The organism is Bacillus sp. SLBN-46, from assembly GCF_031453555.1.
Lineage (GTDB): Bacteria > Bacillota > Bacilli > Bacillales > Cytobacillaceae > Neobacillus.
In genome coordinates this window covers 3,531,664-3,554,333 of sequence record NZ_JAVIZM010000001.1, presented here as the reverse complement: position 1 = coordinate 3,554,333, position 22,670 = coordinate 3,531,664, and the positions used below count along the sequence as shown (strand labels likewise).

Genomic DNA, 22,670 nt, shown 5'->3' with positions numbered 1-22,670 from the left:
GAAAATTTTGTGGAAAAATGACAATGAAAAGAAGGTTAGAACCCATAAATTAAAGGGAAAAAGATTATTACAGAGAGAATTATTATAAGCTTAGAATAATGTGAACGATAAAGAAAGAATAATAAATGGAGGGATATCAATTGAGAATCGATAAATCTGAATGGCTCTCACTTAGTAAGGAAGTAAAAGTGAAATTGATCCGTTTAGCTATTTTGGAGAATTCAATTAAATATCTCACTATTACATAGATGCTATTTTACAACAAATTGTATATACTCAATGGTAGTTTATACATGTTAGAAAGGTGAGATTATGGGATACGAAATCGATGGTATTTTAATAACAGAAGAAGAACTACAGCAAAAAGTAAAAGAATTAGGCGCCTCCATGATGCAGGAGTTCCAAGATGAATCGATTGTGTTCATCGTTGTATTAAAAGGGGCATTTATATTTGCTGGCGATTTAATTAGAGAGCTGAAAGGAAAAGTAACCGTTGATTTCGTGGCGGCTTCAAGTTACGGAAATCAAACGGAAACTACCGGGAAAGTTCGTTTGTTAAAAGATATTGATGTTAACATCACAGGGAAAAATGTGGTGCTTGTCGAGGATATTATAGATTCAGGACTAACATTAAGCTTTTTAAAAGAGCATTTCCAGCTTCATAAACCGAAATCCATGAAGATCTGTACCTTACTTGATAAACCTGAGCGCCGAAAAGTCAATTTAAAAGCAGATTATGTAGGGTTTGTTATTCCTGATAAATTCGTAATCGGATATGGAATTGATTTTGCAGAGCATTATCGAAATCTGCCGTACATTGCTACGGTCAAAGAAGTGTAAGTCTATATTGCTAAGCTTACACTTCTTTAATTATGGTATTATATTGCTATCGCATCTTGGAGGAGCAACATGAAAAAAAGATACAGTGGAAAAATAGCCATGTTTTCTTTGGTTTTTTTACTTTTTATATCAATAATTGGAAGCAGTTTTGTTAAGTCTGCCAAAAAAGAAAACATACAAAAAATAACGATCTATCTAGCTGGAGATTCCACAGTTTCAGATTATTCGAGCTCGTTATCCCCTAGATCGGGGTGGGGACAGGTGCTTGAAAAGCACTTCGATAATCAAGTGGTTGTAATAAATGAAGCAACACCTGGCAGGAGTTCCAAAAGCTTTATCGATGAAGGGCGACTGAAACTGATTCTTAATCAGATTGAAAAGGGAGACTATCTATTTATTCAATTTGGCCATAACGATGAAAAAATCAAAGATCCTACCCGTTATACGGAGCCCTCTTCAACATACAAGAACTATTTAAAACAATATATTGAGGGTGCCCGTTCTAAACAAGCTATTCCTGTTCTTGTGACTCCAGTAGAACGTAGATATTTTACAGAAAAAGGCGTGCTAAGCAGGACGCACGGTGATTATCCGGCTGCGATGAAGGAACTTGGATTAGAAGAACATGTACCTGTTATCGACCTGACTGCAAAAAGCCATGCTTTGTTCCAAAAGCTTGGACCAGAAAAAACGAAGGATGTTTTTCTATGGCTGGATGCCCAAGAGAATATGAACTATCCAAATGGTGTCCAAGATAACACCCATTTCCAGGAAGTGGGAGCTAAGAGAATTGCCCGCCTAGTAATTGAGGGAATCGAAGAATCTAATCTATTACCGCTTAGCAACCATATAATAAATAATTAAATAGCCCCTAGAGAAGACCACAATAATAGTGGTCTTTTTCTATGTGGCATGGTAGGCGAAATTGTCAGATAGGCAGGAATACCAACAGTATTGTTGAATATACCTTACAGGAAGATTAAAGGAGGTTTCGCAGGATGTTAACTTTAGAACATGCAAAGCAACTGGATCAGGAAGACCAACTTAAGAGATTTCGAGAAGAATTTTATATAAAACCAAACTCTATTTATATGGATGGTAATTCATTGGGACTTTTATCTAAAAGAGCCGAACGCACTCTCCTAGAATCACTTAATGATTGGAAGGAGCTTGGTATCGATGGATGGACAAAAGGTAGACACCCTTGGTTCTTTTTATCCGAAAAATTAGGAGAAATGATGGCACCTTTAGTGGGGGCTGCAGCAAACGAAGTGATTGTAACAGGGTCAACCACCGTCAATTTACATCAGCTTGCTGCAACTTTTTATAAACCGAATGGAAAGCGGACAAAAATACTAGCGGATGAATTAACATTTCCGTCTGACATTTATGCTCTTCAAAGCCAACTTCATTTACATGGTTATAATCCAGATACACATTTAATTAGGGTGAAAAGTCGAGATGGCCGCTTTTTAGAAGAAGAGGATATTATTGAGGCAATGACGGAGGATATTGCTCTCATCATTTTGCCAACAGTACTCTATCGGAGTGGCCAAATCTTAGATATGAAGCGTTTGACTGTTGAAGCTAACAAAAGAGGGATCTTAATTGGTTTTGATGGATGTCATTCCGTTGGGGCGATTCCACATTCGTTTAGTGAATGGGGAGTGGATTTTGCATATTGGTGCAATTATAAACATTTAAATGGTGGTCCAGGCAGTGTTGGCGGATTATATGTAAATAGTAAACATTTTGGAACATTTCCTGGTCTCGCAGGATGGTTTGGGTCGAAGAAAGAGAAACAATTCGATATGGAACATTTTTTCACGCCAACTGACTCTGCAGGAGCCTATCAAATCGGCACACCACATGTTTTAAGTTTAGCACCGTTACTTGGAGCTTTAGAAATTTTTGAAGAAGCGGGGATTGAAAATATTAGATACAAATCATTAAAAATCAATAAATTTTTAATGGATTTGGTCGGACAGGAACTGCTAGATATGGGGTTTACGATTGGTAACCCATTGGAGGATGTCCGCCGCGGAGGCCATATTAGTTTAGAACATAAAGAAGCAGCACGCATTTGTAAAGCGCTGAAAGGAAAAGGGGTTATTCCAGATTTTAGAGCCCCTAATATCATTCGTCTTGCCCCAATTGCCCTCTATACATCCTATTCAGAGGTTTGGGAGGTTGTCCAAATTCTAAAGAAAATCATGCAAGAAAAACAATATGAGCAATTCGAGAATGAAAGGGAAGTCGTAGCATAATAGAGTAGCTTATTACCTGATCCAGAATGGGGTGTAAAATGAATAATCAGGAAAAATACAATCAAACCGGGCTTGAGAAAGAAATTCAAACCAATTTTCAAAAAACAATGTCTTATGGTGATTATCTACATCTTGATCATATTCTAACAAGTCAGCATCGATTATCTGATCACCATGATGAGATGTTATTTATCATAATTCATCAAGCAAGTGAATTATGGATGAAATTAATTATCCATGAACTTACTGCAGCAATTGAGTATATAAACCATGATAATTTGGAACCTTCCTTTAAAATCCTATCACGGGTTTCTAAGGTGCAGCAGCAGTTAATTCAGTCATGGAGTGTTCTCTCTACTTTGACACCTTCTGAGTATCTGGAATTTAGAGATAAATTAGGTCAATCTTCTGGGTTCCAGTCCTATCAAAACCGATTGATTGAATTTGCCTTAGGTCAAAAGAATGTTCATACACTTGCTGTTTATCAGCATGAGCCCCTACTTTACAAACAAATGATAGACGCTTTTCACCAACCTAGTATCTATGATGCTTCCATAAAGGCATTAGCAACTCGAGGTTTACCCATTGACAGGGAGATCCTTAAGCGGGATTTTTCAAAAACGTATGAACCAAATGATAGTGTAGAAAAATCCTGGCTCACCGTTTATCGTCATGTCGATCAATATTGGGATTTATACGAATTAGCTGAGAAATTAGTCGATATCGGTAATCAGCAACAGTTATGGCGTTTTAATCATATGAGTACCGTTGAAAGAATTATTGGCCATAAGCAAGGGACAGGAGGATCTTCGGGTGTAACCTATTTAAAAAGAGTCGTGGATCAGAAGTTTTTCCCTGAACTTTGGAGTTTACGAACGAAGCTTTAGTTGTAGTCTTTTTTATCCATTCCCATAATCCATATACTTATATATTATTAATAACATAAGATAAGACGAGGGGATGGAGGGGCATTGTGAACACAGACCAAGCTTTTGACTTTTTAAGGCAAGCAGGAGTGACAGAGGATATCTGTATTCAAACGGTCCGGCGTTGGCTTCGTGAAAGAAAGATTAATTACGAAGGCAATGGACTTCGAAAATCCGGGTACATACTCGAGGATACCGATCAAGCTTTTGACATGTTAATGGACGCAGGTGTCCCTGAAGGCATGTGTACTCCATTAGTGAGACGATGGCTTAGAGAAGGCAAGATTCAAAATGTAGGCAATGGGAAGCTCGTCACAGAAACGATTCCCAAGGAAATAGCCACAAAGCGAGTAGGTCATACTGATCAGGATAAGATTATCCGCCAATTAAAAATCAAAATTAAAGCACAAGATGAGCATATAGAAGGTATGGAAAAGCTCCATCAAAACTCAATTAATACATTAATACAGCAAAGAAATAAATTGAAAATAGAAATAGTACAATTAGAGAATGAAAAGAATGAGCTACAAAGTGATACGAAAAAATTACTTCAAGAGAATATCGACTTACGAAATGAACTGTTAAAGCTTAAAGAAGAGCTTTATAAAGGACCTAAAGGAGAACAAGAGCAGACTCCAAAACCTCCTCCTCCGCAGGCAGATTTTCGCCAAAAATTAGGACTTTCAAAAACAGCTAGTCCTAAAGAAGTTCTAGCAGGATATAAAAAATTATTAATAATTTCACATCCTGATCACGGTGGAAATGCAGCCGCTTTTCATTATATTAAAACCGACTATGATCAGTTTAGAAGTGGTTTTAAAGGAAAATAGGTTTTATATGGATTACACACGTTATTTCGCATGAGATATAGCGTGTTTTTTTTGTTTCATTCGGACAAAACCCTGCAGAAAGTAGCGAAGGCAAATCCGATGCGAGCGGGATTCGGACACGAATGCTTTTGATGAATCAAAGGTGTCCGAATCCACCTTTGATTCGGACACCTATAGCAAATTAAAATGAAGTGAAATTGTTGAAGAGTTTATAAGAGCTTGAGGTAATGTTCATGTATGCAAAAAAAACAACCCCAACTCAGGGGTTATTTTTTTGCTCTAAGGTTAAATAAACATCGTTCCTGCTACAACAATACTTATTAGTGAGCCAAGGATTAAACCAATGGCTGCAAAGGCCATCAATACTGCCCCATGTGCCTTACTTCTGTCAATATAAGTCATAAAGCCCATAACTAATGCTAAGATTCCGAAAACAATTGGAAGAAATAGAAACGAAATAGCTGCAAATAACCATCCAAAAACAACAAACGCCATGCCTGATTTTTTGCCGGTAGACTTTTCCGGATAAAGGACAGTGACACTACCGCAACTTTGACAAACTGCTGAGTTGTCTAATTCAGCAGACCTACCTTGAGATTGATACATTTTTACATCCACCCCATTTTCATTAATTTAATTATGAAATATTATATTTTGAATATAAAGAATATTATAAAAATTAAGTTTAGAATACCATATTTTCAAAAAAATTCAAGTGAAACGAATTAAAAAAAGAAGAACACGACAATGCATCGTGCTCTTCGGGAATTTCATTCATTAGCAATCAGTATGTTTCTTTAGATGAAGGGGTGGTGGGATTAACCAGCCTTTTTCTTTATTTAAACGCAATACTTTTGCACCAAGTGCCATTTTTTGAGCATGGAATTGCCCATACATCATAGCAACATCTTCACGAATTGATTTACCAATTACTTGACTGCAGGCAACTAATCCAGCTGCAATATCAACAGACAGACTAGCAGCAATTGCAGGGTCAGGAATTCTTGCACCTACTGGAATATCCTCTAAACATGCTTCCGGAGGTTCAGGTGCTGCAGGAGGTAATCCAATGCCGTTTTCCTTTAAAAGTTCCTCAATTTGCTTTTTTTCCTGTTGGCAGTTTTCAATTGCTTCGACGATTAACTTTTTCAAATCATCGTCACCTGCATGGTTCAGCATTGTTTGGTAACCAGCAATCAAGCTATTTCCAGCTAAAAGAGAAGCCCATATATCAAACACTTCTCCGTAATGTAAAGGCTCTTCTTTAGGGTTTCCATTTAATATTCCCATCGTAACCCTCCTTAAATTATAAGAAAATTTATTCACTTGAAGTGCCACCTTTCTTGAAGCACATCAAATAGTTTGTCCATAAGAATGAAAAAAATTTATGGTTTTGGTATGACTTAAATATTTATAACGAGCGCAGGCCTGCGCTCGTTACCACTTAATGACGGTGTTCGACTAGGTCAATCGCACCTAAAACAATATGTGCTAAACCGAATCCAAATATTGTATTAGCAAGCATTTTATTAGATCTTCGTTTTTGTTTTAATACGTAGCCGGTCGCGGTAACAGCTGTTCCTAAAGCAGTTGGTATCAATCCTTCGCGAATATTCAAACTGACCTACCTCCCACTTTGTTTGTTCTATAGGACATTCTAATTGAATATCCATTGTTAGTTTCTCAAATAGGAGGTTAACCTATCCTTTAAAGAAATGAACATAAATTTCAAAAGGAAGTATAAATTCACTGAAAATAATTAACCTAAAATGGAGTGGTTATACTAACGTGGAAAGAAAGGGAGAACAATAATGGAACAAGCAGGAGTAAACAATTCTATCCAAACACACTTGAATAACTATAAACAAGGAATTGGAACCTACACGCAGATGATGCCAGAATTAATTGGTGCCTACAATGAATTTACCGGTGCGTGTTTTAAAGAAGGAGAAATTTCTCAAAAAAATAAACATTTAATGGCGCTGGGTATAAGTGTTTATTCGCAGGATGAATATTGCATTATTTATCATACAAAAGGATGCATTGATCAAGGATGTACTGAGAAAGAAATTTTTGAAACAGTAGGAGTGGCTGCAGCACTTGGAGGCGGGGCGGCCATGAGTCAGGGAGTTACACTTGTTCAGGAGTGTATGAACCAACTCTCAAATATGAAGCATTAATGATAGAAGAAGCAGGATTCCTTTGGGAACCTGCTTCTTATTTTTCCTTTCACTCTGTTGGGCTAATTTACAATTTTGAACCAACTTTTCTTGGTTTATTCATAATCTGTTCATAATTAACATGTATGCTAGATGTTAGGTGATTTGGAACTAATCACATATAGCCAAATCAATAAAATTTTGTAATAATACGTTTCTAGAAGGCAGGTGTAAAAAAATGAATACATTACTTCACAGAGGTCAAAGTATTTTTAATAAATATATTGGCTTTTTCTTTTTGACAGTTATTTTCCTTTGGGTTAAAACATATATCATTCAATTAACACAATTTGATTTAGGAGTAGAAAACTCCTTACAAAGATTTCTTTTATTTTTCAATCCTTTAGGATCATCGTTACTTTTTTTAGGTTTATCATTTTTCCTTAAAGGAAGAAAGAAATATATAGGTCTTATTGTTATAGAATTTCTTATGTCTTTTTTATTGTATGCGAATGTGTTATTTTACCGTTTCTTCAATGATTTTATTACATTGCCCACTTTAACGCAGACGCAAAACTTTGGAGATGTAAGTGGAAGTGTGACTTCTCTACTAAGACCATATGACTTTTTATTTTTTATTGATATTGTTATTTTAATAGGATTGCTTGCATTTCGTTTGGTTAAAATTGAAATCAAGGATATGAATCGCAGAAAGGTTTCTGTTCTTTTCTCCTTGTCACTAGCGATTTCTTGCGCCAATTTATCGCTAGCAGAAGTCGATCGACCTCAATTATTGACAAGAGGATTTGACCGAAATTATATCGTTAAGTATTTAGGAATGTACAATTATACGATTTATGATGCAGTTAAGAGCACGAAGGCCTCTGCACAAAGAGTTATGGCAAATAGTGATGATATGACAGAAGTGATTAACTATACAAAATCTAACTATGCTGAACCGAACCCTAACTATTTTGGTGCTGGAAAAGGAATGAACGTAATTTACTTGCATCTTGAATCCATGCAAAACTTCCTTATTAATTACAAATTAAATGGTGAAGAAGTTACACCATTCTTAAATTCATTAGTTAATGAAAAGAATACTCTATATTTTGATAATTTTTACCATCAAACGGGACAAGGTAAAACATCAGATGCTGAATTTATGCTAGAGAATTCATTATTTGGATTACCACAGGGATCCGCTTTTACAACTAAAGGGCTTAACACTTACCAAGCGGCACCGGCCATTTTAGGCCAACAAGGGTATACGTCTGCTGTGTTCCACGGGAATTCGGGAAGCTTTTGGAACAGGAATGAAATTTATAAGTCATTAGGTTATAACAAGTTCTTTGATGGCAACTATTATCAATTGAATTCTGAAGACCTGGCTGAATATGGTTTAATGGACAAACCGTTCTATAAACAGTCCATTCCATTATTAGAAACATTGCCAGAGCCATTTTATACCAAGTTTATCACTGTCAGCAACCATTATCCGTATCCAATTCCTGCGAAGGATGCTACGATTGCACCGGCAACAACAGGTGATAAATCCGTTGATCAATACTTCCAGACAGCACGGTATGCTGATGAAGCTTTAAAGCAATTCTTTGATTACTTGAAGCAATCTGGACTATATGATCGTTCCATTATTATTATGTACGGTGACCATTATGGAATCTCAGAAAATCATAATAAAGCGATGAAACAAATTATTGGAAAAGAAATTACTCCTTTTGAAAGTTCTGGTTTACAACGAGTACCTTTATTTATTCGTGTACCTGGGATGAAAGGTGGAGTGAACCATGAATATGGTGGACAAATGGACATTCTTCCAACTCTTCTTCACTTACTAGGAACAGACACAAAAGATTATGTTCAATTTGGAACAGACCTGTTATCAGATCAGCACGATGACCTTGTACCGTTCCGAAATGGTGACTTTGTGAGTCCAACTATTACTTCGGTTGATGGTAAATTCTATGACTCAACAACAGGGATGAAACTTGAGCAGGACAGAATAGAAGAAGCAAAAAATTATCAGAAATCAGTTATGCAAAAATTAGCACTTTCTGATAAAGTGGTAAACGGTGATTTATTACGATTCTATACACCTGATCACTTTACCCCAATTGACCGCTCGAAATATGACTATAAAAAAGCGGACAGCACAACTACAGAAAAATAAAAACTGAAAGACTGCCTAAGAAATTCCTTGGGTAGTCTTTTTATTTACTTTAAAAAAACTTCTTATCATTGATTGTTGCATTAATTTGAAGACTTTTCCTAAAGCTAATAGAGGAAAGTATGGGAATGATAAGGGTGAGAATGGATGCAAAAAATTTGGCACATTTACAAAACTGATTGGGTCAATATTTTCAGAGTACCAACCGTATTGTTTTTAATTGTGGCACTTATGGTTTTACCGTCGGCTTATGCCTGGATTAATATCAAGTCTATGTGGGACCCATATAGCAATACTTCAGGTATTAAAGTGGCAGTTACGAATGAAGATACGGGTGCAGAGCTTAATGGAAAAAGGATTAATGTGGGAAATGAAATCATAAGTACATTAAAAGCTAATCATAAACTTGGATGGGTATTTGTCAAACAGGATAAGGCAGTTCATGGTGTAAAGAGTGGAAAATATTATGCCTATTTGCTAATTCCAAAGGACTTCTCTCAAAAATTAACTAGTATTTTAGAAATCAATCCGCAAAAACCAAAAATTGAATTTGGAGTAAATGAAAAAATTAATGCGGTTGCACCAAAAATCACTAGCTCGGGTGCCTCAAGTGTCACCGCTCAAATCAGTCAGGCGTTTATTAAGACGGTTGGGAATGCTATTTTTTCTGGTTTTTATAAGGTTGGTGTGGAGTTGGAGAAAAACCTGCCAAATATCCAAAAGGTAGAAACTCAAATTTTTGAACTTGAAAAGGCTTTACCTCAGATTCAAGAAATGGGAAAAAAAGCGATTGAACTCGAAGGAAAGTTACCTGAATTACATGAGAAAGGGCAGAAAGTGATAGAGCTTGAACAAAGAATACCAGACATTCACAAAGCAGGGGAAAGTATATTAAAAGTTGAAAGTGCATTACCTCGAATACAGGAAGCTGGTGACAAAATACTAGAGCTTCAAGATAAGATGAATGATTTGAAAAGGACCACTTCCGTTATTTCAGATGTTTTAGCGAGCATTTCAGATATAGAAACAAAAGTACAGGAGGCCATTGATCAGGTAAAGGAGACGGACCAGGTTAACACAGATGAAAATCAGATAGCGTTAAATCAGTTACAAGCTGAATTAGAAAAAATTCAAGGAACAATCCAAGAAATTCATGTAGGTCTACAGCAGAAAGTGAGCACAGTGGAAAATGATCTGAATTCAGCCTCAAGTTTTATTAGAAATGATTTGCCTGTCGTTGAACAAAAAGTTCATAAAGCAGCGGATTTTGTAAGGACTGATTTACCAAAACTTGAGGATGATATTAGAAAAGCAGCAAACCTAGTGCGTACAAAACTTCCCGAAGTGGAAAAGCTAATTCATAAAGCAGCCGATTTCGCAAGGAATGATCTTCCTGGATTTGAGGCAGAAATTAGAAATGCAGCAGATAAGCTCCGCCAATTTGAGAGAAGTGTGAATATCCGTGACCTGATTGAATTTCTTAAACATGACCCTGAAAAAGAGAGCAGCTTTCTTTCTAACCCCATTTTATTAAATACAAAAAGGATTTTTCCTATTCCTAATTACGGTTCAGCCATGTCACCTTTTTATACGATGCTGGCACTATGGGTAGGAGCGACTCTCCTTATAGCGTCACTCCGAGTTGATGTAGAGAATTCTAATGCTACATATCGTGGTTATCATTTATATCTAGGAAGACTCCTGACTTTTTTGACTATAGGAATTTTTCAGGCTGCCATTGTCTCCTTAGGTGATTTGTTTTTAATTCACACCTATGTAGTCGATAAACTTTGGTTTGTTCTGTTAAGCATTCTTGTCAGCATGGTCTTTATCATTATTACGTATACATTATGTTCCGTGTTTGGAAATATAGGAAAAGGATTAGCGATTATATTTTTGGTGCTGCAAATCTCTAGCTCTGGAGCGACGTTCCCGGTAAGTACGACCTCTTCAGTTTTTCAAGCAATTAATCCCTTCATGCCATTTACTTACGCTGTTAGTATGCTTCGTGAGACGGTCGGCGGAATGGTAAAAGAGGTTGTTACTAAAGATATCATCTATCTTCTTACTTTTGCAGCTGTAAGTTTCCTTATAGCCCTTGTTTTGAAAAAGCCTTTAGAAAATCGGATACAACAAACCGCCCAAAAAGCAAGAACTACCAAGATCATTCCATGAAGAAAGAGCAGCTCTGATGAATAGAGCTGCTCTTTTTCTGTTAAAAGAATAACTTCATTTTTGTGAACCAGTTAACAAAATATTCGTTAGAGTGTTAACTGAAATACACCGCTTTCATTTGGTATATTAGTAAAGGTATTAAATGTTATACCACTTTCGAAGTGTGGGAACTTCCTCTGTTTCACTACACATGGCTTCCAAGCGACTTTTATCTAGAAGATAAAAATATTTATCGCGAATATCAATAAGACCTTCATTTTGAAAATCACCCAGTGTTTTTGATATGGATTCTCTAGTGACACCCAGCATACTGGCTAGTAAGGATTGGTTGATTTTAAATTCAATTTTAAAAATCGTGTCACTTGGTTTGCCAAAATTATAATAGAGGTCCATCAATAGATTTGCTGCTTTGGTACGGACATCATAAAAGGTCAAGTAGCGAACTAACCTATTCAACATCCGTGTTCGCTCAACGAGAATTAAATAGGCTTTTCTTAAAATAGAAGGATACTTATCTACAATCATAAGGAAATCTTGTTTCGTAATTTGCCAAGCTGTTACATTTTCAAGTGCTTCAATAGAGGAAATTCTGTGGTTGTCATTTGACAATGCTTCTACTTCACCTACGATATCTCCTGGCAAGGCAATACTTAGGACGATTTCCTTTCCTTCATGATTACGATAAATTTTCACCATTCCTGAGCGGATAATATACACATCATCACCTTGATCATTTTCAAACATAAGGACATGATTCTTTTTAAATTTTCGTTCCTTGAGTAGTGGAAGTATATGTGGTATATCAACCTCAGGAATATCGGAGAAAATGGCGATTTCTGAGATATTGGTAATCATGAACATACAACCTTTCAGGTTTGGGTAACGTTAAAAAAATATTAGTAACATAATTATAACACGAATTGCATCATTGAAACTCGTGTAAACAAAAGGGGTAACTTTGATTGAATAAGTTATTAAATAGTTTATTTCATATTGAAAAAGAACAATCGAGTATAAAGACAGAGGTACTTGCCGGATTAACCTCGTTTATGACAGTTGCTTATATTATTGCCGTAAATGGTGCTATTTTAAGTAAAGCAGGAATGCCCTATGAGGCTGTAACACTAGTAACAGTGATTTGTTGCTTTTTGGGTTGTATGTTGATGGCACTATGGGCAAATTCTCCTTTAGTTATCATTCCAGGTATGGGGGATAATGCATTTTTTGTATTTACCCTTGTCTTTTCGCTGGGGTTATCGTGGCAGCAAGCACTTGCTGTAGTTCTTTTAGCAGGTATTGTCTTTTTGCTTACTACCGTTACAAAAGGAGCCGTCTATCTATCACGTTCCATTCCTAAATCAATGATAAATTCAATGACTGCAGGAATTGGCCTATTTATTGCTTTCCTAGGATTAAAAAATGGTGGGCTGATTGTGGCAAGTGAAGGAACGTTTGTTAAACTAGGTGACTTAGGGAGTCCTCATACCCTTACAACCTTACTTACATTGCTGATATTAGTTCCACTTTTCTTACGTAATGTGAAAGGGAATTTTCTAATTGGAATAATTGCAGGTACCCTCATTGGTGCATTACTAGGTATCGTGGATTTCTCGACTCTTAAGGATTTTAGTTTTTCCTTTAGTGGATATGATCAGATCTTCTTTGCTTTTGATTTCAGTCAGATTGGTACAGTTAATTTTTGGACAGCAGTATTTTCATTATCAATGGTTATCATTTTTCAAAACATGGGAGCGCAGCTTGGGATGCTTCCTGATAAGTCCAAGTTCCGGAAGTCCTTCCAGGCAAATGCTCTTTCGGTAATAAGTGCAGGACTGTTGGGCTGTAGTCCAACGACGACTGCTGCAGAATCAGCTACTGGTATTGCTGCAGGTGGACGCACAGGCTTAACCTCGTTTACGACAGGTTTGTTGTTTTTACCAGCATTATTTCTAGTGCCACTATTTAAAGTCATCCCGAATGAAGCTATTTCGCCTGTCCTCATCATTGTAGGGTGTTTGATGGTTCAGAGCCTTAAGGAAATACCTTTCAATGATTTTACTGAAGCCTTTCCAGCTTACTTAATGATGGCGATTATGCCTTTATCTTTTAGTATTGCCAATGGGATTGCATTTGGCTTCATCGCCTATCCAATTCTTAAGCTTGTAACTGGACGAAAGAAGGAAGTATCGGTCACCATGTACGTCATTTCCTTTTTCTTCCTTCTTTATTTTATTTTAGGTTCGCTCTAACAGAAACCAGGCTGCTGCCTGGTTTTATTTTTATGAAATTTAATATACAGATTGTAAGTGTTACTGGTAGAATTTATTAAAAAGTATTTTTCTCGTCAAGCTTTTTGAGAGGAGCTTAGAAATGAAAACTAATAAAAATTGGTACCGAATGTGGAGAATCCTATCCTTTGCTTTATCTGTATTAATAAGATTTTACTGGTACCGGATTTTAAGGAAACCTTTGTCCGAGCGAGAAAAGCTATGGGGCAGGATTGGTAGAGAATTTCGTCAGACATTATTTGAGCTTGAGGGTCTATTAATTAAAGTAGGTCAATTTCTAAGTATACGTGCAGACCTGCTTCCCAATAAATTTGTCGAACAAATTCAAGACTTAGTGGACAAAGTACCACCTTCTCCATGGGAAGATATTAAACAAGTCTTAGAAAGAGAATGGGAGAGTCCAATTGAAGACAAGTTGCAATCAATTGAAAAAACAGCAATAGCTTCCGCATCCATTGGGGAAGTGTATCGAGGAAGATTGAAAGATGGTACCCATGTAGCAGTAAAGGTGCAGAGACCAACCATACGGTCCATTATTCGAACTGATTTTCGTTCACTTTCTATTATTATTTGGTTTGCTCACCATTTTGCACCTGTTCCAAAGGGATTCATTAATTTTAAAATGTTGTTCCAAGAACTAAAAACAGTGATTGAAAGAGAAGTTGATTTTAATAAAGAAATGGAATCTGTTAATCATTTTCGTCAACGGTTCCAAGCGATCAACAATTTAGAAATCCCAAAGGTTTATTCTCAACTCTGCACATCACAGGTTTTAGTGATGGATTGGGTGGAAGGAACAAGGATTACAGATGAGGAGTATTTAGACCGCCATTCTATTAATAGAGTAGAATTATCTCAACGGCTCTTTCGAATTTTTATTCCACAGTGGTTAGAATCGGGGACTTTTCATGCAGATCCACATGCGGGAAATGTACTAGTTAAATCAGACGGTACGATTGTTCTAATTGATTTTGGAATGGTGGGGGAAATATCGAAAAAAGATGCTGCCAATTTCCAAGAGCTGTTACAGGCAATCCTAGCGAAGAATTATTCAATGGCAGTAAAAGTTTTATTTGATCTAGGCTTCTTATTACCGGACACCAACCTAAAAACAATGGAACCAATTTTAAAAGAAGCACTTTCAATTGATCTGAATCAGTTAAAGGAAATGGATCTGTTTCAAGTAAAAAAAGATCTTAATGAAATGATAAAAGCACTTCCTATTCAAGTTCCTACCAGGTTCATCTTTTTAGGACGTTCCTTTGTTACGATTGAGGGCATGCTTCATACTATTAATCCAAATCAAGAGTTTTTAGAAGTTGCAAAACCTGCTTTTATGGAGTGGTTGAACCAAGGGAACCAAAATAAATGGAAGCTAATTTTAAAATGGATTCATTCACAGCCAATTTTTCAAGTATTCCACTCTATCACTGAAATGATTGAAATCCCACATAAACTTCTTGCGGTAAAGGAATCTGAGAAGCAGAAAGAATTTCAATTTCAAATCTATGAAAATCAGAAAAAACAGTTGTCTTATTTAGGTATACTTGGAGTTGTCGGCAGTTTTACAGGGAGCTATTTAAATCATCCTTTAATTTGGAAAGGATCCCTTGTAATAGCCGGATTATCATTGGTATCTTACATAGTGTGCAGTGTGAGACAAAGAAGGTGGCTTAAGAAAATTACGTGAAAAATAGAGGTAGACCTTTGTCTGCCTCTATCAAATTGTATTTTAAAAATTATTCATCATTGTTTCATCCGTTGTAATTCCGCTTTTGCTACCCATCATTCCACCATTCTCATGGCAAGCTTTGTACATTTCCTTTAGCTCTTCCTTGTTTGAGTTAGGATGCATTTTTTCCATAAAAGGTAACATCTTTTCAAAACTAATTCCATTACTAGATTCAGTGTTTCCTGCAGCAAAGACTGCAGTACCTGCTCCAAGAATTAAAGCCGCACTAATAATTCCAACTGCAAATTTCTTCATAATTGACTTCCTCCTTTTCTTTATCACAAACCCATTTTAGCTCTAAATTTTGCAGATTCTATGCATTTTTGGTGTTGATGTTATGAAGATTTTTAAGCGTGAAAGGGCACAATTTTATAGTTCATAGGTAAAAATATTGACAGAAAACAACTAGATATGTTATTAAAAAATAGTGGTTAGCACTCTCTTTTGTTGAGTGCTAAAAATTGATGCGGCTGATCGACACAGCCTCCATATATTTTTATGAAGTTGAAAATAAAGGAGAGGTCTTAATGGAAACAAAACAGTTTAAAGCAGAATCAAAGCGATTATTAGACATGATGATCAACTCCATCTATACTCATCGCGAGATTTTCTTACGGGAGTTAGTTTCAAACGCAAGTGATGCGATTGATAAAATCTATTACAAGGCATTAACTGATGACTCATTAAGTTTCGACCAAGATAATTACTTTATTAAAGTGGTTGCAGATAAAGAAAACAGGACCTTGAAAATAATCGACACTGGTATTGGTATGACCAAGGATGAGTTAGAAACTAACCTTGGAACAATCGCCAAGAGTGGTTCCTTGGCCTTTAAAAAAGAGAATGAGTTAAAAGATGGCTATGATATTATCGGGCAATTTGGTGTAGGATTTTATGCAGCATTTATGGTTGCAGACGTTGTAACTGTTATTAGTAAGGCGTTAGGAAGTGACCATGCTTATAAGTGGGAATCCGAGGGTGCTGAAGGCTATACCATTGAGATGGTTGAAAAGGATTCAGTAGGCACAGAGATAATTTTAAAAATGAAAGAGAATACAGAAGACGAAAGCTACGATGAGTATTTAGAGGAATATCGCTTAAAGTCGATTATAAAAAAGTATTCAGACTTTATTCGTTATCCAATAAAAATGGAAGTAGCTGGGAAAAGGCTGAAGGAAGGCAGTGAATCCGAATACGAGGACTATCAAGAAGAACAAATTATTAATAGTATGGTTCCAATTTGGAGAAAGAATAAAAGTGAGTTAACAGATGAAGATTACCAAAACTTTTATGCTGAAAAACGCTATGGTTTTGACAAGCCAATCAAACATATCCATATCAGTGTTGATGGAACAGTAAGATACAATGCGATTCTATATATCCCAGAAAAAATCCCATTTGATTATTATTCAAAGGAATTTGAAAAGGGCTTAGAGCTATATTCTAATGGTGTGTTAATCATGGACAAGTGTGCAGACCTGCTTCCTGACTATTTTAGTTTTGTCAAAGGGATGGTGGATTCCGAGGATTTATCACTAAACATTTCAAGAGAAATGCTGCAGCATGATCGGCAGTTGAAACTGATTGCTAAAAATATTTCTAAAAAAATCAAAAGTGAATTGCAGAGTGTCTTGAAAAATGAGCGAGAAAAGTATGAAGAATTCTATCAATCATTTGGTCGTCAGTTAAAATATGGTGTGTATAGTGATTTTGGTGCTAACAAAGAGGTACTTCAGGATCTGCTCATGTTCTACTCTTCTAAAGAGAAGAAATTAGTTACATTAGATGAATATATTTCTAGAATGCCTGAGGAACAAAAGTACATTTATTATGCTGCAGGAGATTCTATTGAAAGATTGGAAAAACTGCCACAGACTGAGTTCGTTTCTGAAAAAGGCTATGAAATTTTATTCTTTACGGATGATATCGATGAGTTCGCAATTAAAATGGTAATGACATATAAAGAAAAGGAATTTAAATCAATTTCTAGTGGTGACTTAGGAATCGAAGGGGAAGAGAGCAAGGAAGATTCCGAAACACAGGATAACGAAAATCAGGAACTCTTTGACTTTATGAAGAAAACTTTAGCTGGCAAAGTAAAGGATGTTAGAATTTCTAAAAGGTTAAAATCACACCCGGTTTGCTTGGCAACTGAGGGCGAAATTTCAATCGAGATGGAAAAAATTCTTGCTGCAATGCCAGATAACCAAAATATCAAAGCGGAAAAAGTATTGGAAATCAACAAAAATCATGAAGTATTCCGATCGTTAAAAGAAGCATTTGATAACGATAAAGAAAAACTAGACCTATATACAAAATTATTATTTAATCAAGCACTATTAATAGAAGGATTGCCTATTCAGGACCCAGTAGAATTTACAAATGATATTTGTAAAATAATGGTGTAACACTAACATATCAATCATAATAAAAATGGATCTGCTAGATAAACAGCAGATCCATTTTTATTATTAATGACTAATTTCAACATCATCAACATGTTTTATATGAGAAGAATTAATTAAGATAAATACCACGGAGATAAAGACAAACCCTGCTCCCACTAAAAACGGAAGACTTGGATTATAAAGCTCTGCTAGTTTCCCAGCAGTAAATGGAGCTACCGCTCCACCAATAAACCGAAGGAAGCTATAGGCTGCAGATGCAGTTGCACGCTCAACTGGTGCTGCATTCATTACTGCAGTTGTAATCAACGTATTGTTATTTCCTAAAAATGCTCCTGCTAAAATAACTGATCCAATGACTACCCATTGTGTAGAGGTCCAGACACCCATTGCAACAAGAAGTAGGGCGAATAGTGTTAACATAGCACACATTGACTTAATCGTGCCAAACCATTGTTGAAGCTTTGGAGCCATGAATACAGAAGTAACAGCCAATAATATACCCCATCCGAGGAAAACATAACCTAATCCATGCTCATCCAATCCCATAACAAAAGGAGCATAAGCTAATAAAGTAAAGAACCCAAAGTTGTATAAAGCCGCAGCAATACCAAAAATTAATAAGGAACGGTGTTTTAAGGCACGGAATGGATCTAATAATGATGTTTTTGTCTGTACGTTAGTTGTTTTTGTGGCCTTAGGCATTAAAACAACTAAACCAATGAAAGCGATAACCATAAGGCACGCAACACCTAGAAATGGACCTCTCCATGACATAGCACCCAACCAGCCGCCAAGAAGTGGTCCTACAGATATACCAAGTCCAATGGCTGCTTCGTATAATATAATGGCTTTGGCTGTTCCGCTATTTGAGAGTGAAACGATGGCAGCTAAAGCGGTTGCCACAAATAAGGCATTACCAAGTCCCCAGCCTCCACGAAGTCCAACGAGTGTCCAAATGCCATTCGAAAATCCTCCAAGTGCTGAAAATACAGCAATGATGACAATACCAGCTAGTAATGTCCATTTAATACCCAGCCTTGAGGAAATCATTCCAGTAATGAGCATGGCTACGGCCATAACGGCATTATAACTGGTGAATAGCAACGTTACTTGACTATGGGAAGCATGTAATTGCTCCGCAATTGCTGGTAAAATCGGATCCACTAGACCAAGTCCCATAAAAGCAATGATACTCGCGAAAAAAACAGCCCAAACTGCTTTTGGCTGAGTTAATAACCCCCCTTTTTTAGTGTTGTCAGAGGGTGTTTTAGTAATAGATTGTGTTGAAGATGACATGGACATTTCTCCTTTTCTTATTTACTTTCTCCTATACCTTTATTTTTAATTAATACCTAATTGGTTTCCTAGTTTTTCAATTAGTTGTATTATGAAAGTACATGATTGTATTATACAACTATTTTACACTACGTCAATAGTGTTTTCTAACGGGAATAGTTGTCCTTCATTATAAATAAAATTTCAATGTGTTATCATTAAGAAATAAGAAATTTGTTTAATTGTGGGGTTAATGTTATGAATGAACAATCTTTGGAAATGATTGAACTGGAATTGGCTATCTTAATTCGACGTTCAACCTCTATTTCAAGTCATAAAAGACTTGGTACTCTTGATCGCTCTGCCTATCTATTATTGAGGAGAATCGCTAATAGAGGAGCTGCAGGTGTGAAAGTACTAGCAGGTGAATTTCAGCTTGATATCTCCACCATCAGTAGACAAGCAGCTGCTTTAGAGCAAAAAGGGTATTTGTATCGTATACCTGATCCTTTAGACGGCAGGGCCTATTCACTTCAAATTACCGAACTGGGAACTAAGGTTTATAAGGAGCATAAGCAAGCGCGGTTGGAGAGATTAGAAGAAGTGATAAATGATTGGTCAGAAGAGGAACGTAAAGTCTTTGGTCAGTTACTAAAAAAATTCAATCACTCTTTCATATAGCTTGATTAAAAAAAGGAGCTTTCAAAGCTCCTATTTGGTTTCAACTAATGCAGCAAACTCTTTAATGGTGGTGGAGTAGGAGACTCGGACACGATGCATAAATAAAAATTCATCTGGCAGGCCTTTTTTCAATAAATTGGCCTGGCTTTGTGGTTGTAGCAAATTTGTAGTGTTTTTTTGTTTCCTCCACTACTTGTTCGTTAAAATGACCATATGGATAGGCAATGGCAATTACTGGCTTGCCGGTTACTTGTTCAATTTTCTCCCTTGAAACTTGTAGCTCTTCCTCAAAATTCGTTATTTTTGGAAGATCTGCATGTGACATCGTATGGGATTGAACGGAGAAGATTCCGGAGTTCACCATTTCTTTAATATCTTCAGTAGATAATCGGTAGGAACCGCTATCGATATAACCTGCAATGACATACTCTGTCGCGGTGGGCTTGAAAGTCTCATCCTTTAATTTTTGTAAAATATGAAAAGCATTCAGGTTATTTTTCATCCCGTCGTCAAAGGTAACAAGAATGGGCTTGTTTACTTTATTGACTTCTCCCCACTGCTCAAACGTAAGGAGTGTATAGCCATTATCTTTTAAGTATTGCATTTGGGCTTCAAAATTTTCTGGTGTCACAAACAGCTCTTTTAGTCCCTCACCATTAAATTCGTCAATGGCATGATACATTAAGATTGGAACGTGCTGTTGGAAGGTTACAGTTGACTTAGCCAAAAGCTCATCCGAACCAGTTATCGTCTTTCCGTATACCTCAATCTGATACTCCCCAAGCTTTCCTAAAAATTCTCTTGGACCAAATAAAAGAGAGAAATCTTTTTCTTTTTCAGTAGATGAAAATAACTTGCCATTTTCCACCCCGTCAGCTGTTCTCCAAATAAAGTAACTAACTCCTGAAACATCTGTTGGTAAGTTTGTTATTGTCAAAACAGCACTACTAGAAGCAAATGTTACTGCACTTATTGATAAATCTGCCTTTGGTTTGAATAAAGGATCTTCTTTCATTTTAGGTGATACTTTGCTCATCTGGACTTCTTTTGTTATTGATGATACTGGGTTATTTTTATTAATATCTTTGGCATTAGCTGTCTTTAAACTGCATCCTGTTTGTAGCAGTAAAGCAGAACATAGCGCGAAATATAGAACCTTCTGCATTTCATCCATCCTTGTAAATAGTAATCTCGCAGAATATCATAGCACTTACTAGAGTTTTAGAAAAGATACATAGATGACACTAGCAATACATTTTGAAAAAGTAAGAAAAATTAGACTACTATGAATACTGTTATTAATGAAATAACACTTAAAAGAGAGACAAGGAAAGTGTTTTCCTGTTATTATTTTGGTGTAATAGAAAGTTTATATACAGGTATATATTTGTATTTACAAGGGTGGGAGACAGATGACAGCGGACAAAAAAAGAGTAGAACAAGACTTCTTAGGGAAAAAAGACATACCAGCTGATGCTTATTACGGAATTCAAACACTTAGGGCGGTAGAAAATTTCCCTATAACTGGCTACCGCATTCATGAAGAACTCATTAAAGCGTTAGCGATGGTTAAGAAAGCGGCTGCAATCGCCAATATGAATACGAAACGGTTGTATAGTGGACTAGGAGAGGTTATTAGTCAGGCAGCCGATGAAGTCATTGAGGGCAAATGGAATGATCAATTTATCGTGGACCCAATCCAAGGGGGAGCAGGGACATCGATGAATATGAATGCAAATGAAGTCATTGCCAATAGGGCACTAGAGTTACTAGGACATGAAAAGGGAGCTTATAACCATTTAAGTCCAAACACTCATGTGAATATGTCTCAATCGACTAATGATGTTTTCCCTACCGCCATTCATATAGCTACACTAAAAATGCTTGAAAAGTTACTTGAAACGATGAAAGAAATGAACAAGGTTTTCAAGACAAAAGCAAAGCAGTTTGAAAATGTCATAAAAATGGGACGGACCCATCTTCAAGATGCAGTTCCGATTCGTCTCGGACAAGAATTTGAGGCATATAGCAGAGTATTGGAAAGAGATATAAACCGTATTCATCAATCAAGGGCTAATTTATATGAGGTGAATATGGGAGCAACAGCAGTTGGAACGGGTTTAAATGCTGATCCAACATACATTAAAGATGTTGTCATTCAACTTGCTGGAATTAGTGGACTGCCATTGGTTAATGCTGAACACTTAGTGGATGCTACCCAAAACACGGATGCCTATACAGAGGTGTCAGCAGCATTAAAAGTATGTATGATGAATATGTCGAAAATAGCAAACGATCTTCGCTTAATGGCTTCTGGCCCCCGTGCAGGATTAGCAGAGATTTCACTTCCAGCTCGTCAACCGGGATCATCTATCATGCCTGGGAAGGTAAATCCAGTTATGCCAGAGCTGATTAATCAAATTGCCTTTCAGGTAATTGGGAATGACCATACCATCTGTCTAGCTTCTGAAGCAGGACAACTCGAATTAAATGTAATGGAACCCGTCTTGGTGTTTAATTTGCTCCAATCCATCAGTATCATGAATAATGGTTTCGCTTCCTTTACTGAACATTGTTTAAAGGGAATTGAAGCAAATGAAGCCCGCATGAAAGAATATGTAGAAAAGAGTGTAGGAATCATTACTGCGGTTAATCCTCATTTAGGATATGAAATCGCTGCTCGTATTGCTAGAGAAGCTACTATTAGTGGTAAATCAGTTCGAGAACTTTGTTTACAGCATGATGTGTTAACGGAAGAGGAACTGGATCTCATTTTAGATATTTATGAAATGACAAAGCCTGGGATTGCAGGGGCAGCACTTTTAGAACGAGACTAATTAACATTCGAATAGTAACAACAAAACAAACCCAGAGGGAACTCTTGGGTTTGTTTTGTTGAAC

General features: G+C 36.5%; 19 protein-coding genes and 1 pseudogene. 13 read left to right on the top strand and 7 right to left on the bottom strand.

All coding sequences use genetic code 11. The annotated features are described in order from the left end of the window. Positions 1-312: 312 nt before the first annotated feature. The 5 genes from hpt to QFZ87_RS18150 all read left to right on the top strand — a co-directional run bounded on the left by hpt (position 313) and on the right by QFZ87_RS18150 (position 4,863). Positions 313-840 carry a hypoxanthine phosphoribosyltransferase gene (gene hpt, locus QFZ87_RS18170; RefSeq protein ID WP_309864323.1) on the top strand — a complete coding sequence of 176 codons (528 nt, stop codon included), beginning with the start codon at positions 313-315 and terminating at the stop codon, positions 838-840. Positions 841-909: 69 nt separating this feature from the next. Continuing rightward, positions 910-1,704: a rhamnogalacturonan acetylesterase gene (locus QFZ87_RS18165; RefSeq protein WP_309864321.1), complete on the top strand. Its 795-nt coding sequence runs from the start codon at positions 910-912 to the stop codon at positions 1,702-1,704. Positions 1,705-1,838: 134 nt separating this feature from the next. Next, positions 1,839-3,107, top strand: coding sequence for a kynureninase (kynU, locus tag QFZ87_RS18160; RefSeq protein WP_309864318.1), 1,269 nt, complete (start codon positions 1,839-1,841; stop codon positions 3,105-3,107). Between the two features lie 38 nt (positions 3,108-3,145). Then, positions 3,146-3,994: a tryptophan 2,3-dioxygenase gene (kynA, locus tag QFZ87_RS18155; RefSeq protein WP_309864315.1), complete on the top strand. Its 849-nt coding sequence runs from the start codon at positions 3,146-3,148 to the stop codon at positions 3,992-3,994. 86 nt (positions 3,995-4,080) lie between these two features. Beyond that, the gene (locus tag QFZ87_RS18150; protein ID WP_309864313.1) at positions 4,081-4,863 is read left to right on the top strand and encodes a hypothetical protein; all 783 of its coding nucleotides are present in this window, start codon (positions 4,081-4,083) and stop codon (positions 4,861-4,863) included. A gap of 285 nt (positions 4,864-5,148) precedes the next feature. Here the strand turns inward: QFZ87_RS18150 and QFZ87_RS18145 are convergent, their stop codons facing one another. From QFZ87_RS18145 to QFZ87_RS18135, 3 genes are all read right to left on the bottom strand, one after another. After that, the gene (locus QFZ87_RS18145; protein WP_309864310.1) at positions 5,149-5,469 is read right to left on the bottom strand and encodes a hypothetical protein; all 321 of its coding nucleotides are present in this window, start codon (positions 5,467-5,469) and stop codon (positions 5,149-5,151) included. A gap of 171 nt (positions 5,470-5,640) precedes the next feature. Next, positions 5,641-6,153, bottom strand: a complete 513-nt coding sequence (locus QFZ87_RS18140) for a DUF3231 family protein (protein ID WP_309864308.1) — start codon at positions 6,151-6,153, stop codon at positions 5,641-5,643. A gap of 154 nt (positions 6,154-6,307) precedes the next feature. Next, positions 6,308-6,481, bottom strand: coding sequence for an asparagine synthase (locus QFZ87_RS18135; protein ID WP_309864306.1), 174 nt, complete (start codon positions 6,479-6,481; stop codon positions 6,308-6,310). 193 nt (positions 6,482-6,674) lie between these two features. Between QFZ87_RS18135 and QFZ87_RS18130 the strand changes: the two genes are divergently transcribed. The 3 genes from QFZ87_RS18130 (at position 6,675) to QFZ87_RS18120 (ending at position 11,385) form a co-directional block, all read left to right on the top strand. Further along, positions 6,675-7,043 carry a carboxymuconolactone decarboxylase family protein gene (locus tag QFZ87_RS18130; RefSeq protein WP_309864304.1) on the top strand — a complete coding sequence of 123 codons (369 nt, stop codon included), beginning with the start codon at positions 6,675-6,677 and terminating at the stop codon, positions 7,041-7,043. A 217-nt stretch (positions 7,044-7,260) separates the two neighbouring features. Further along, positions 7,261-9,213 carry a lipoteichoic acid synthase gene (gene ltaS, locus QFZ87_RS18125; protein ID WP_309864302.1) on the top strand — a complete coding sequence of 651 codons (1,953 nt, stop codon included), beginning with the start codon at positions 7,261-7,263 and terminating at the stop codon, positions 9,211-9,213. A gap of 144 nt (positions 9,214-9,357) precedes the next feature. After that, the gene (locus tag QFZ87_RS18120; protein ID WP_309864300.1) at positions 9,358-11,385 is read left to right on the top strand and encodes a YhgE/Pip family protein; all 2,028 of its coding nucleotides are present in this window, start codon (positions 9,358-9,360) and stop codon (positions 11,383-11,385) included. 138 nt (positions 11,386-11,523) lie between these two features. Here the strand turns inward: QFZ87_RS18120 and QFZ87_RS18115 are convergent, their stop codons facing one another. Beyond that, entirely contained in the window at positions 11,524-12,240 is a 717-nt protein-coding gene (locus tag QFZ87_RS18115) for a Crp/Fnr family transcriptional regulator (protein ID WP_309864298.1), read from the bottom strand. A 107-nt stretch (positions 12,241-12,347) separates the two neighbouring features. Between QFZ87_RS18115 and QFZ87_RS18110 the strand changes: the two genes are divergently transcribed. Further along, positions 12,348-13,634 (top strand): NCS2 family permease, encoded by a 1,287-nt coding sequence (locus QFZ87_RS18110; protein WP_309864296.1) that lies wholly within the window; start codon positions 12,348-12,350, stop codon positions 13,632-13,634. A 121-nt stretch (positions 13,635-13,755) separates the two neighbouring features. After that, positions 13,756-15,363, top strand: coding sequence for an ABC1 kinase family protein (locus tag QFZ87_RS18105; protein ID WP_309864294.1), 1,608 nt, complete (start codon positions 13,756-13,758; stop codon positions 15,361-15,363). A 42-nt stretch (positions 15,364-15,405) separates the two neighbouring features. Here the strand turns inward: QFZ87_RS18105 and QFZ87_RS18100 are convergent, their stop codons facing one another. After that, entirely contained in the window at positions 15,406-15,660 is a 255-nt protein-coding gene (locus tag QFZ87_RS18100; protein WP_309864292.1) for a PLC family EF-hand domain-containing protein, read from the bottom strand. 272 nt (positions 15,661-15,932) lie between these two features. Here QFZ87_RS18100 and htpG point away from each other — a divergent pair, with 272 nt between their 5' ends. Then, a complete protein-coding gene (gene htpG / locus QFZ87_RS18095) occupies positions 15,933-17,813 on the top strand; it encodes a molecular chaperone HtpG (RefSeq protein ID WP_309864290.1) in 1,881 nt (626 codons plus the stop codon). 63 nt (positions 17,814-17,876) lie between these two features. On the opposite strand, the gene QFZ87_RS18090 is transcribed toward htpG, so the two are convergent. After that, positions 17,877-19,109 carry an MFS transporter gene (locus tag QFZ87_RS18090; RefSeq protein ID WP_309864288.1) on the bottom strand — a complete coding sequence of 411 codons (1,233 nt, stop codon included), beginning with the start codon at positions 19,107-19,109 and terminating at the stop codon, positions 17,877-17,879. Between the two features lie 237 nt (positions 19,110-19,346). On the opposite strand from QFZ87_RS18090, the gene QFZ87_RS18085 reads away from it, so the two are divergent. Beyond that, positions 19,347-19,769, top strand: a complete 423-nt coding sequence (locus QFZ87_RS18085; protein WP_308079929.1) for a MarR family winged helix-turn-helix transcriptional regulator — start codon at positions 19,347-19,349, stop codon at positions 19,767-19,769. 30 nt (positions 19,770-19,799) lie between these two features. On the opposite strand, the pseudogene QFZ87_RS18080 reads toward QFZ87_RS18085, so the two are convergent. Beyond that, positions 19,800-20,934: pseudogene (locus QFZ87_RS18080) on the bottom strand (polysaccharide deacetylase family protein). A gap of 247 nt (positions 20,935-21,181) precedes the next feature. Between QFZ87_RS18080 and aspA the strand changes: the two are divergent. Further along, positions 21,182-22,606 (top strand): aspartate ammonia-lyase, encoded by a 1,425-nt coding sequence (gene aspA / locus QFZ87_RS18075; RefSeq protein WP_309864284.1) that lies wholly within the window; start codon positions 21,182-21,184, stop codon positions 22,604-22,606. The last annotated feature ends 64 nt before the right edge of the window (positions 22,607-22,670 follow it).